This is a genomic window from Frankia canadensis (assembly GCF_900197875.1).
In the GTDB taxonomy this organism is placed as follows: Bacteria; Actinomycetota; Actinomycetes; order Frankiales; family Frankiaceae; genus Frankia; species Frankia canadensis.
This window is the reverse complement of record NZ_FZMO01000157.1, coordinates 24,792-38,722: the sequence shown is the minus strand read 5'-3', so window position 1 is coordinate 38,722 and position 13,931 is coordinate 24,792. Positions and strand designations below refer to the sequence as shown.

Here is a 13,931-nt window from a genome sequence, read left to right as displayed (position 1 = left end):
TCCTGGAGGGACTGACCGTCACATGGCGAACGAGGACAGGCTGCGGGAGTATCTGCGACGGGTCACCGCCGATCTGCATGAGACCCGCCAGCGGCTGAGCGCCGCCCAGGAGCAGGACCGCGAGCCGATCGCGGTCGTCGCCATGAGCTGCCGCTTCCCCGGCGCCGTCACCTCGCCGGAGGATCTGTGGCGGCTGCTCGACGCGGGCACAGACGCGGTCGGTGAGTTCCCGACCGACCGCGGCTGGGACCTCGAGGGCCTGTACGACCCCGATCCCGACCGCACCGGCACGATGTACGTGCGGCACGGCGGGTTCCTGCGTGACGCCGCCGGCTTCGACGCGGAGCTGTTCGGCATCCACCCGCGGGAGGCCGCGGCGATCGACCCCCAGCAGCGGGTGCTGCTCGAGTCGACCTGGGAGCTGTTCGAACGGGCCCGGATTCCGGCTGCCAGCCTGCGCGACAGCTCCACCGGCGTGTTCGTCGGGGTGATCGCCCAGGACTACGCCCCCGGCCTGGGCCGGGTGCCCGCCGCCCACGAGGGCTACCTGCTGACCGGGAACACCACGAGCGTCGCCTCGGGACGGATCGCGTACACCTTCGGGCTGCGCGGCCCGGCTCTCACCGTCGACACCGCCTGCTCGTCCTCGCTGGTCGGCGTCCATCTGGCCTGTGCCAGCCTGCGCAGCGGGGAGGTGACGCTCGCGGTCGCCGGCGGAGCCACCGTGCTGGGGTCCGCCGGGGTCTTCGTCGAGTTCAGCCGCCAGCGCGGCCTGGCCCCCGACGGGCGGTGCAAGTCCTTCGCCGCCGCCGCCGACGGCACCAACTTCGCCGAGGGCGTCGGCCTGCTCCTGCTCGAACGCCTCGGCGACGCCCGCCGCAACGGGCACGAGATCCTCGCGGTCATCCGGGGCAGCGCGGTGAACTCGGACGGCGCGAGCAACGGACTGACCGCCCCGAGCGGACCCGCCCAGGAACGGGTGATCCGCGCCGCCCTCGCCCGCGCCCGGGTCACCGCCGCCGAGGTGGACGCCGTCGAGGCGCACGGGACGGGCACCACCCTCGGCGATCCCATCGAGGCGCACGCGCTGCTGGCCACCTACGGCCGCGAGCACTCGCCGCAGGCACCGCTGTGGGTGGGCTCCGCCAAGTCGAACCTCGGCCACACCCAGGCCGCGGCCGGCGTCGCCGGAATGATCAAGATGATCCTGGCGATGCGGCATGCACGCCTGCCGGCGACGCTGCACGTCGACGAGCCCACCCCGCACGTGGACTGGAGCGACGGGACGGTGCGGCTGGCGCGGCAGGGACGCCGCTGGGAGGCGAACGGTCGTCCGCGCCGTGCCGCGGTGTCCTCGTTCGGCATCAGCGGCACCAACGCCCACCTCATCCTCGAGGAGGCACCCGCGGGCGCCGGACAGGGCGAGGCCGCGCGGCCGGTCACCGCGGACCGCGCCGCCGCACCCGCGCACCCGCTGCCATGGCTGCTGTCCGCCGGCTCGGCGGACGCGCTGCGAGCGCAGGCCGCCCGGCTGCTCACACATCTGACCGCCGGTCCCGCGGCCTCGGACGGCCCCGCGGCTGACGACACCGCCGTGACCGCCGACACCGCCGCGGCCGCCGACGACGTCGCGCTGTCCCTGGTGGCCACCCGTTCCCCGCTGGACCATCGGGCCGCGCTCGTCGGCGGCGACCGGCCGCAGTTGCTCGCCGCCCTCGCCGCCCTCGCCGACAGCGCGACACCGCCGGCACCGGACGCCCTGCGCACGGACGTGGCGGTGCCGGCCGCGCGCGTCGCGTTCCTGTTCACCGGACAGGGCAGCCAGCGCCCCGGCATGGGCCGGGAGCTGCACGCCGCGTATCCCGCGTTCGCGGCGGCCCTCGACGCCGTCGCCGAGGTCCTCGACCCACATCTGGACCGGCCCCTGCGCACGGTCATGTTCGCCGAAGACCAGTCGGCGGACGCCGCGCTGCTCGGCCAGACGCTCTACACCCAGGCGGCGGTGTTCGCCTTCGAGGTCGCCCTCGCCCGCCTGCTCGAGTCGTGGGGCCTGCGCCCGTCCCACGTCGCCGGCCACTCCATCGGCGAGATCGCCGCGGCGCACGTCGCGGGGGTGCTCACCCTCGCCGACGCGGGCACTCTCGTGGCCGCCCGCGGCCGGCTCATGCAGGCCCTGCCCGCCGGTGGCGCGATGGCGGCTGTGCAGGCCACCGAGGCCGAGGTCCGCCGGACCCTCGCCGACGCGCCGGGCGCGGTGACCATCGCCGCCGTCAACGGCCCGACGGCGACGGTGATCTCGGGTGACGCGGGCGCCGTGGACGCCGTCGCCGGGCAGTGGCGGGAGCGGGGCCGGCGCGTCCGGCGACTGCGGGTCAGCCACGCCTTCCACTCCCCGCACATGGACGGGATGCTCGCCGAGTTCGAGGCCGCCCTCGCGCCGCTGACTCTCACCGCGCCCACCGTCCCGCTGGTGTCCACCCTGACCGGGCGGCTGGCGACACCGGACCAGCTGACCAGCGCGCGGTACTGGGTGCGCCACGTCCGGGAGCCGGTGCGGCTCGCCGACGCCGTGCGGGAGCTGCACGCCCTGGAGGCCACCGCCTACCTGGAGGTGGGACCCGACCGGGCGCTCGCCCCGATGGCGGCCGACACGCTGGCCGAGCAGGGGGTGAGCGCGCCCGTCGTCGCGACCTCGGGCGCCGGGCGGGACGAGCGGAGCACGCTGCTGTCCGCGGTGGCGGCCCTCGCGGTCCACGGGCGCGAACCCGACTGGCCGGCGCTGTTCGCCGGGCGCCCGGCGCGGCCGATCGACCTGCCGACCTACCCGTTCCAGCATCAGCGCCACTGGCTCGAACCGGCGCCGACCGGCGGGCCGCATCCGGCCTCGACCGGCCATCCACTGCTCGGCTCCGCGATCGTCCTCGCCGAAGGCGGCACCACCGTCTTCGTCTCCCGGCTCGACCGGCACTCCCATCCGTGGCTCGCCGATCACGCGATCGGCGGCGTCACCCTGCTGCCCGGCACGGCCGTCGTCGAGACCGTGCTGCAGGCGGGTCTGCGGTTCGGTTCGGCACAGGTCGAGGAGATCGTGCTGCAGGCACCGCTGGTGGTCGACGGGCCCGGCCCGATCGACCTGCAGGTGACCGTCGGGCCCGTCGACGACCAGGGCCGGCGTCCCGTCCAGGTCCATTCCCGCCGCCTGCCCGATCCCGCGGACAGCACCGGCCCGGACCTCGACGAGTCCGACTGGACCCGGCATGCCACCGGCTCCCTCGCGCCCGCCTCGGCGCCCGACGCGGCCGCCGCGCCCCCCGATCCGGGCTCGGCCTGGCCGCCGACGGGCGCCGAGGCGCTGGCGGAGGGAAGCCCCTATGCCTGGCTCGACGAGCAGGGGTACCGGTACGGTCCGGCGTTCCGGCTGGTGCGCGGCGCCTGGAAGCGTGGCACCGAGCTGTTCGCCGACGTCGAACTGCCCGAGGCCGTCACGACGGACGGCTACGGCATCCACCCCGCGCTGCTGGACGCCGCCCTGCACCCCCTCGCCGCCTCGGCCACCGCACCGGCCGAGGCGGCCGCACCGGAGGCGGTGGACGCTCCAGGCGCGACGGCACAGCCGCGGACCCCGACCGCGGGCGTCGACGGCGCGACGGTCCGGCTGCCGTTCTCCTGGTCCGGGATCCGGCTGCACGCCATCGCCGGCACCCGGGTCCGGGTGCGCCTGCGACTCGCCGACGACGGCACGGCGGCGGTGCACGTCGCCGACCCCGGGGGCGCGCCGGTCCTGACCGTGACGGGACTGACCTTCCGCGGCATCCCGGCCGCGGCGCTGGCCGCCGCGGCGGCGCGAGTCCCGGGGCACGACGCCCTGCATGTGCTGGAGTGGACCCCGACCACCCCGCTGGACGAGCCCGACCGCACGGACGCGCCGGCCGCGTGGGTGGGCGCCGACGACGAGCCGGCGCGCCACGCGCTGGCCGCCACCGGCCGCGACGTCACGCCGTACCCGGACCTGGTGGCGCTGGGCCAGGCGGTGGCGGCGGGGCATCCGGCGCCGCGTCTCGTCGTCGTCCGGGCGTCGGCCGAGCCGGGCCAGCCCGCCGCCGCGGCCGTTCGCGCCCTGGCGGCGTCCGTTCTCGGGCACCTGCGTGCCTGGCTGGACGCCCCGGCCCTCGCCACGGCGCGGCTGGTGGTCCTCACCCGCGGCGCGGTCGCGGCCGGCGAGGGGCACACCGACCTGCCCGGCGCCGCCCTGTGGGGGCTGCTCCACGCCGCCCAGAACGAGCATCCCGGCCAGCTCACCCTGCTGGACCTCGACGGGCACGACGACTCGGCCCGGATGTGGCCGGCGGCGCTCGGCCTCGACGAGCCGCGGGTGGCGATGCGGGCCGGGCGTGCGCTGGTGCCGCGCCTTCGGCGGACCCGCGACGTGCCGGCGCTGGCGCTGCCCGCGGGAGAAGGTCGCTGGCATCTCGGCGCGTCCGGCACCGGGATGCTGGAGGGAGTCGCCGTCGTCACCGCGGGGCCACCCGAGCCGCTGGGCCCCGGCGAGGTCCGGGTCCGGGTGCGGGCGGCCGGCCTGAACTTCCGCGACGCGCTGATCGCCCTGGGCATGTATCCGGGCGCGGCGACCCTCGGCAGTGAGGCCGCCGGGGTGGTGGTCGAGGTGGGCGCGGACGTCGCCGGCGTCGCGCCCGGCACGCGGGTGATGGGGCTGTTCGCCGACGCGGTGGCACCCGAGGCGGTCACCGACCACCGCCTCGTCGCCCCGATCCCCACCGGCTGGTCGTACGCGCAGGCCGCGGCGGCCCCCATCGTCTACCTGACGGCGTACCACGCGCTGGTCGGTCTCGCGCGGGTGCGGACGGGGCAGTCGCTGCTGGTCCACGCGGCCACCGGCGGCGTCGGGACGGCGGCCCTGCGCCTGGCCCGCCACCTCGGGCTGCGGGTCCACGCCACCGCGAGTCCGCCCAAGTGGCCGGTCCTGCGCGCGGCCGGCCTGCCACCCACCCACATCTCCTCGTCGCGCACCACCGACTTCGAGGAGACCGTCCGGGCGGCGACCGCGGGCCGCGGCGTCGACGTCGTGCTCAACTCGCTCACCGGCCCCTTCGTCGACGCCTCCCTGCGCCTGCTCGGTCCCGGTGGCCACTTCCTCGAGATGGGCAAGACCGACGTCCGCGACGCCGAGACGGTGCGGGCGGCGCATCCCGGCGTGACCTACCAGGCCTTCGATCTGATGGACGCGGGACCGGACCGGATCGCCCAGATGCTCGCCGAGCTGGGCGGGCTGTTCGAGGACGGCACCCTCGCCCCGCTGCCCGTCACCGCCTGGGACGTCCGCCAGGCACCGACCGCGCTGCGCTTTCTCGGCCAGAGCCGTCATGTCGGCAAGGTGGTGCTCACCCTGCCCCGCGCACTCGATCCGGCGGGCACCGCCCTGATCACCGGCGGCACCGGGGAGCTCGGCGGGCTCGTCGCCCGTCACCTGGTCGTCCGGCACGGCGTACGGCACCTGCTGTTGGCGAGCCGGCGCGGGCCGGCGGCGGACGGGGCGGGGCGGCTGGTGGCCGACCTGGAGGCGCTCGGCGCGCGCGTCACGACCCTCGCCTGCGACGTGGCCGACCGCGCGGCCCTCACCGACCTGCTGGCCGCCGTGCCCGTGGCCCACCCGCTGACCGCGGTCGTGCACACCGCGGGAGTGCTCGACGACGCGCCCGCCGCGACGCTGGGCCCCGACCAGCTGGATCGGGTGCTGCGTCCGAAGGCCGACGCCGCCGTGCACCTGCACGAGCTCACCGCCCACCTGGACCTGGCCGTCTTCGTGCTCTACTCCTCCTTCGCCGGCATCGCCGGGAACCCGGGGCAGGGCACCTACGCGGCCGCCAACGCCATCCTGGACGCGCTGGCCCGGACGCGGCACACCGCCGGGCTGCCTGCCACCTCCCTGGCGTGGGGCCCCTGGGCGCCGTCCGGGGGCATGACCGGCATGCTCGGTGCGACCGGCCTCGCCCGCCTGCGCCGCGCCGGCCTGCGGCCGCTGCGCGCGGCCGAGGGAACGGCGCTGTTCGACGCCGCGCTGGCCGACGGGCGCGCCGAGCTGATCCCGGTCGGCCTGGACCTGTCCCGTCTCGGCGGGAGCGACGTCCCGCCGCTGCTGCGCGCCCTGGTCCGCAGGGAGATCCCGCGGGCGGCCGGCGCGGACGGCGCCGGGGACCTCGCCGGCCGGCTGCGGCGCCTCGCCGCCACCGCCCGCGTCGGCGTGCTCGTCGATCTGGTCCGCGCCCAGGTAGCCGCCGTCCTCGGGCACGGCACCCCCGGCGCGGTTGAGGTCGACCGTCCCTTCAACGCCCTCGGGCTGGACTCCCTCACGGCCGTGGAGCTGCGCAACCGGCTCGGCGCGGCGACCGGCCTGCGCCTGCCGGCGACACTCCTGTTCGACTACCCGACGACGCTCACCCTGGCCGAGCACCTGCTCGCCGAGCTGCTCGGGCCGCGGGCCGACGGCGGCGCCGAACCGGCCACCCACGACCCGGACGGGGACGGGAAGTCCGCGCGGCCCGAGGACGGGGACCCCATCGCCATCGTCGCCATGGCCTGCCGCTTCCCCGGGGGCGTGCGCACGGCCGAGGACCTGTGGCGGCTGGTCGCGCGGGGAACCGACACGATCACGTCCTTCCCCGTCAACCGGGGATGGGACGTCGACGCGCTCTACGATCCCGACCCCGGCCGGCCCGGCCACACCTACGCGACCCGCGGCGGCTTCCTGCACGACGCCGACGAGTTCGACGCGGCCTTCTTCGGGATGAACCCCCGCGAGGCCGTCGCCACCGACCCGCAGCAACGCCTGCTGCTCGAGACCGCCTGGGAGGTCCTGGAGCGGGCCGGCATCGACCCGACCAGCCTGGCGGGCAGCCGGACCGGCGTGTTCGCCGGGGTCATCGCGCAGGACTACGGCTCCTGGGCCCCCCAGACCCCGCCGGAGCTCGAGGGGTACCTGTCCACCGGAACCACCACCAGCGTCGCGTCGGGCCGGATCGCCTACGTCCTCGGTCTCGAGGGCCCGGCGATCACCGTGGACACCGCGTGCTCCTCGTCGCTGGTCGCGCTGCATCTGGCCGGGCAGGCGCTGCGGGCCGGCGAGTGCACGCTCGCCCTCGCCGGCGGCGCGACGATCATGTCGACCCCGCGGTCGTTCGTCGAGTTCAGCCGCCAGCGCGGACTGGCCCCGGACGGGCGCAGCAAGGCGTTCGCCGCCGCAGCGGACGGCACGAGCTGGGGCGAGGGGGTGGGCGTGCTGCTCCTCGAACGGCTGTCCGACGCCCGGCGCAACGGTCATCCCGTCCTCGCGCTCGTGCGCGGCACGGCCGTGAACCAGGACGGCGCGAGCAACGGCCTCACCGCCCCCAACGGCCCCTCCCAGCAGCGGGTCATCCGCCAGGCGCTGGCGAACGCCCGGCTGGCACCGCACGAGGTGGACGCCGTCGAGGCGCACGGGACGGGCACCCCGCTCGGCGACCCGATCGAGGCCCAGGCCCTGCTCGCCACCTACGGACAGGGCCGACCGGACGACGCGCCGCTGCGGCTCGGCTCGATCAAGTCGAACATCGGCCACACCCTGGCCGCCGCCGGGGTCGCCGGGATCATCAAGATGGTCATGGCGATGCGGCACGGCGAACTGCCCCGCACGCTGCACGTGGACGAGCCCTCGCCGCACGTCGACTGGTCGGCGGGCACGGTGTCGCTGCTCGTCGACGCCGCACCCTGGCCCCGCGGCCCCCGCCCCCGGCGCGCCGGCGTGTCGTCGTTCGGCATCAGCGGGACCAACGCGCACGTCATCCTCGAGGAGGCGCCCCCGGACCCCGCCGCGCTCCCGGACCCGGCCGCCCCGGCCAACCCGGCCGACCCGGCGGCGACGTCCGAGGCGCAGGCGACTGCTGAGGTACAGGCGACTGCCGAGGCGGTCGTCGCGTGGCCGCTGTCGGCCCGGGACGGCCTCGCCCTGCGGGCCCAGGCCGACCGGCTTCTGACCCACCTGGACGCCCGGGTGGACACCCCGCCTGACCCGCGGGACGTGGGACGTTCCCTGGCACTGGGCCGGGCCACGCTGGCGTACCGGGCGGTGGTGGTCGCGCCCCCGGGCGAGCTGCGCGCCGGCCTGCGAGCGCTGGCCCGCGGTGAGGACGCCGCGGACGTGCTCACCGGCATCGCGCAGGACGACCCCCGGGTCGTGTTCGTCTTCCCCGGTCAGGGTTCGCAGTGGCCGGGCATGGCCACCGCGCTGCTCGACGGGTCCCCGCGTTTTCGCGCCCACCTGCACGACTGCGCCGACGCCCTGGCCGCGCACGTCGACTGGTCCCTCGTCGACGTGCTGCGCGGGGCGCCCGGTACGCCGGGTCTCGACCGGGTCGACGTCGTGCAGCCCGCTCTGTTCGCCATCCTGGTCTCGCTCGCCCGGCTGTGGCGCGACCACGGCGTCCATCCGGCGGCCGTCGTCGGCCATTCCCAGGGGGAGATCGCCGCCGCGCACCTGGCCGGGGGGCTCACCCTCGACGAGGCCGCACGGGTGGTGTCGCTGCGGGCCCGCGCGCTGGCCGCGCTCGCCCGCGACGCGGAGTCCGGCCGGGGCGCGATGGTCTCGCTGTCCGAACCCGTCGAGCGGGTCCACGCCCGCCTCGCGCCCTGGGCGGGACGACTGTGGGTCGCCGCGGTCAACGGGCCCGCCTCGACAGTCGTCTCCGGCCAGGCTGACGCGATCGACGAACTGCTCGCCGACGCCGGGGACGATCAGCGGATCAGGCGGATCCCCGTCGACTACGCCTCCCACTCGCCGGCGATGGAGGCGCTGCGCGACGACCTCCTCGGCGCCCTCGACGGCCTCACACCCCGATCGGGCGACATCCCCTTCTACTCGACGGTGACCGCCGGCGTCCTGGACACCGCCCGGCTGGACGCCGAGTACTGGTACACCAACCTGCGCTCCACCGTGCGCCTCGACGAGACCGTGCGGGCGTTGCTGGCCGACGGGCACCGGATCCTTGTCGAGTCCGCACCGCACCCGGTCCTGGTCCCCGCGCTGCGGACCACGGTCGAGCACGCCGGTGCCCGCGCCGCCGTGGTGGAGTCGCTGCGCCGCGACGACGGCGGCCCCGACCGCTTCCTGCGCTCGCTGGCCACCGCGTTCGCCCACGGCGCCCGCATCGACTGGGCCGGCGTGTTCGCCGGCGCGGGACGGGTCGAGCTGCCCACCTACGCCTTCGCCCGGCGGCGGTACTGGCTGGAGGCGGCCCCGGGACCGGCCGACGCGAGCGGGCTTGGGCTGCGCCCCACCGCCCACGGCCTGCTGGGCGCCGTCGTCGAGGAGGTCGACGGGGAGGGCACCACGTTCACCGGTCGGCTCTCGGCACGGACCCACCCGTGGCTCGCCGACCACGCCGTCGGCACCACCGTCCTGCTGCCGGGCACCGCGTTCGTGGAGATGGCCGCCCACGTCGCCGACCACCTGGGACACACCGCGCTGGACGAGCTGGTCGTGCGGGCGCCGCTCGCCGTGCCCGACCGCGGCGGGGTTCGGCTGCGGGTGCGGGTGGAGGCCGCGGACTCCGCCGGCAGCCGCCGGTTCGCCGTGTACTCCCGTCCGGACGACGCGGACACGCCCGACGCCAGCGCGCCGGACGGCCTGGCCGACACCCCGTGGATCCGCCACGCGACCGGCCTGCTCGGTGACCGTCCCGCCGGCGCTTCTCTCACCGGCGCGACCCCCACCGGCGCGCCCCCCACCGGCGCCTCACCCGCCGCGACCGGCTCCCCTCGTGACCAGAACGGTGGCGGCCCGGGCGGCGGCGCGCACGACGGCGACGCCTGGCCGCCCCCGGGCGCCATCCCGCTCGACGTCACCGACGCCTACGACCGGCTCGCCGACCTCGGCCTCGACTACGGCGCCGCCTTCCAGGGACTGACCGCCGCCTGGCGGCTCGGCGACGACATCCTGGCGGGGGTGCGCCTGCCCGCGTCCGAGCACGCTCGCGCGCGATCGTTCGTCCTGCACCCCGCCCTGTTCGACGCCGCCCTGCACGCCGTCGCGCTCGCCGGTGTGGGCGAGCCCGCCACGGCCGGCGGGGCCGGCGGCGTGCCGCTGCCGTTCGCGTGGTCGGGGGTGTCGTGGCGGCGTTCGGCGGCCACCAGCGTCCGCGTGCGTCTGGGCCTGCGCGGGCCGGACACCGTCGCCGTCACGATCCTCGATGAGGCGGGTGCGCCGCTGGTCACGGCCGACGCGCTCACCGTGCGGCGCGTCGAACCCGCGCAGCTCCCGCCCGCCGCCGCCTCGCGTGATCCACTGTTCGGGGTCGACTGGCAGGAGCTGTCGGAGCCGGCTCCCACGGCGGAGCCGCCCGCGGGATGGGCTGTGCTCGGCGACGACCTTCTCGAGATCGCCGGCACGTCGGACGCCGACCCGCCGGTGCCGCCGGTGACCCGGTACGCCGACCTCGACGCGCTGCTGGCCGCGGACGGGCCGCTGCCGCCGGTCGTCGTCGTCCCGGTCACCGGCGCCGGCGTCCACACCGAGGCGGGCGCGGGCTTCGGCACGGACGTTCCCGCCGCGGTGCGCGGCGCGGTCGATCGGGTCCTCGAGCTGGTGTCCCGCTGGCAGCGCCAGCCGGACTGCGCCGAGTCCCGCCTGGTGCTGGTGACCCGCGGCGCCGTGCCCGCCCCGGCCGGGCGGCCGGTGACGGACCTGCCGGGCGCCGCGGTGTGGGGCCTGGCCCGCACGGCGCAGACGGAGGTGCCCGCAAGCGTCGTACTGCTCGATGTGGACGCCTCGCCCATGTCGGCCGCGGCGCTCGCCTCCTGGCTGGGCACGGACGAGACGCAGCTCGCGGTCCGCGCGGGAGTCGTGTACGCGCCCAGGCTGGTGAGGCTCACCGCGCCGCGGGACCAGGACCGCCCGCACCCGGACGATCCGGCCCGCGCTGGCGGGGAGGCGCCGGCCCGGGCTGCGGAGGACAGGCCGGGCCGGGCGGCCGAGGACGGGCCGTGGTCGGCGACGGGGACCGTTCTGATCACCGGTGGCACCGGGCTGCTCGGCGGGGAGCTCGCCCGCCATCTGGTCACGGCCCGGGGCGTGCGGCACCTGCTGCTGCTCAGCCGCGGCGGGGCGGCCGGAGCGGACACGCTGGTCGCCGGGCTGCGGGAGCTCGGCGCCGAGGTCGACGCCGTCGCCTGCGACGTGGCCGACCGCCACGCCCTGGCCAGGGTGCTGGCCGGAGTGCCGGCCGCCCACCCGCTGAGCGCCGTGATCCACGCCGCCGGCGTCCTGGACGACGGCGTGCTCACCTCACTGACCTCAGCGCGGGCGGCGGCGGTGCTGCGGCCCAAGGTGGACGGCGCCTGGAACCTGCACGAGCTCACCCGGCACGCGAACCTGCGGGCGTTCGTGCTGGTGTCGTCCTTCGCCGGGGTGTGGGGCAGCGGCGGGCAGGGCGCCTACGCCGCGGCCAGCGGGTTCCTCGACGCGCTGGCGGCCCACCGGCGGGCCGAGGAGCTGCCGGCCACCGCGATGGCCTGGGGCCTGTGGGCACCGGACAGCGCGATGACCGGGCAGCTGGGACAGGCCCGCCGGGAACGGATCCGGCGTTCGGGGCTCGTGCCCCTCACCGTCGAGGCGGCGCTGAATCTGTTCGACGCGGCGATGGACACCGACCGGGCCCTGGTCCTCCCGGTCGCGCTGGACCTGCCGACGCTGCGGGCCCGGGCCCGCGAGGGTGACCTTCCCCCGCTGCTGCGCCGGCTGGTGCCGCAGCGGGCACGGACCGCGCCGTCCGAGCGGGCGCCGGTCGGCGTCGCCGACCTCACCGGGCCCGACCGGGACCAGGCGGTCGGCGACCTGGTCCGCTCGGTCGTCGCCGCCGTCCTCGGTCATCCGAACCCGGCCGACGTCGACATGACCCGGACGTTCGCCGGTCTCGGCCTCGACTCGCTCACCGCGCTCGAGCTGCGCAACCGGCTGGGCGCGGCGGTCGGCCGCCGGCTGCCGGTGACGCTGGTCTTCGACTACCCCACACCGGAGGCACTGGCCGCCTATCTGCTCGCCGAGCTCGCCGCGGCGGATCCGCGGCCCGCCGTGCTCGAGCAGCTCGACCGCCTGGCGAGCATGCTCGCCGCCGTGCCCGACGGCGACGTGGACCGCCCGGCGGTCACCAGCCGGCTGCGGGCGATCATCGCCGCCTGGACGGGCGAGGGCGGGGCCGCCGGCCAGCCGGACGGCGCCGAGGCGCGGGTGAGCGAGCGGCTGGACGGCGCCGACCCGGACGAGCTGCTCGCCTTCATCGACCAGGAGCTCGGCCGCACCCACTAGCGACCAGCCGGCGCGCGGCGGGCGGACCGGCGCGCGCCGGCGACGAACCCACCCGGAATCCGACAGACACGGGAGGCACCATGAGCGGGACGGTCATCATCGCGGGCGGCGGACCCGCGGGTCTCATGCTCGCCGGCGAACTCGCCCTGCGCGGCGTGGGCGCCGTCGTCCTCGAGCGCCGCGAGCGGCCCGCCGACGCGTCGGCCGGCATGGCCGTGCACGGCCGCACGGTGGACGTGCTGCGTCAGCGCGGCCTGACCGACCGGTTGACCGCGGACGAGATGTTCCCCTGGCCCCTCACCCCGTTCGCGCTGCTGTGGCTGGACATGTCCACGGCCACCGACCAGGAGCACACCTACGCCCTGCCGCAGTGGCGGCTCGAGCGGCTGCTGGCCGGGTGGGCGGGCGAGCTCGGAGCCGACCTGCGCCGCGGGCACGAGGTCGTCGGCCTGGTGCAGGACGACGCCGGGGTCAGCGTCCGGGTCGCCGGGCCCGCCGGGACCTATCAGGTGCGCGGGGACTACCTGGTGGGCTGCGACGGCACCGACAGCACGGTACGGACCCTGGCCGGCATCGACTTCCCCGCCGGCTCGGAGCCCTACTACGGCGTGCTCGGCGACATGACCCTCGTCGAGGGCACGGACACCAGCTTCGACGCCGGCGTCCACCCGAACGGCATGTTCGGGGCGATCCCGCTCGGCCCGCAGGTGCTGCGGCTGATGACCATCGAGTTCGACGTGGCACGCCCCCCGGACAGCGAGCCGGTCACGGTCGACGAGCTACGCACCCGGATCACCCGGATCACCGGGCGGGAACCGAGGCTCGGACCGGTCGGCTTCCTGCACCGGTACGGGGGCGCCACCCGGCTCGCCGCGTCCTACCGGGCGGGTCGGGTGCTGCTCGCCGGCGACGCCGCCCACTCGTTCTTCGTCTCCGGCACCCAGGGCACGAACACCGGCATCCAGGACGCGGTCAACCTCGGCTGGAAGCTCGCCGCGACGGTGTCCGGCTGGGCGCCGCCCGGGCTGCTGGACACCTACGACGGCGAGCGGCGACCCGTCGGCGCGCGGATGTGCTGGCACGCGAACGCGTCGATGGCGCTGCTGCACCCCTATCCCCGCGTCGCCGCGCTGCGCGAGCTGATCACCGAGCTGATCCGCTTCCCGGCGGTCAACAACCACCTGCTCCAGGCCACGACGGCCACCCGCTACCCGATGCCCGGCCCGGCGCGGGCGGACGACCCCCTGCTCGGCGCCCCGGTCCCGGCGCTGGCCACCGCGTCGGGCGTCGACCAGGTCGCCGCGGCGCTGCGGGAGGGACACGGCGTCCTGCTCGACCTCTCCGCCGGCGCGGCCGACCTCGTCGGCCTCGAGCGCTGGTCCGAGCGGGTTCGGGTGGTGACGGCCCCGCCCACCCCCGAGATCGCCGCCGCTGCCGTCCTCGTCCGGCCGGACGGCCACGTCGCGCACGTGGATCCGACGGGCGGCGACCGTGCGGGCCGCCTGGCGGCGCTGGCCACCTGGTTCGGTGACCGCGACGGCGCCTGACCCGGACGCCCCGCGCTCCGGCGCCGCACGCG

The 13,931-nt window shown here is 76.9% G+C and carries 2 protein-coding genes; both read left to right on the top strand.

Annotated elements, in window-relative coordinates:
* The first annotated feature begins 22 nt into the window (after nucleotides 1-22).
* On the top strand, nucleotides 23-12,352 hold the full coding sequence (locus C1A33_RS36595; protein ID WP_101832045.1) for a type I polyketide synthase: 12,330 nt from the start codon (nucleotides 23-25) through the stop codon (nucleotides 12,350-12,352).
* A gap of 80 nt (nucleotides 12,353-12,432) precedes the next feature.
* Nucleotides 12,433-13,899, top strand: a complete 1,467-nt coding sequence (locus C1A33_RS14505) for an FAD-dependent monooxygenase (protein WP_101832044.1) — start codon at nucleotides 12,433-12,435, stop codon at nucleotides 13,897-13,899.
* Nucleotides 13,900-13,931 lie beyond the last annotated feature (32 nt).

Excerpts from the sequence above, each read along its gene's own strand:
- C1A33_RS36595 (WP_101832045.1), top strand. The coding sequence starts at position 23 with ATGGCGAACGAGGACAGGCTGCGGGAGTATCTGCGACGGGTCACCGCC.
- C1A33_RS14505 (WP_101832044.1), top strand. The coding sequence starts at position 12,433 with ATGAGCGGGACGGTCATCATCGCGGGCGGCGGACCCGCGGGTCTCATG.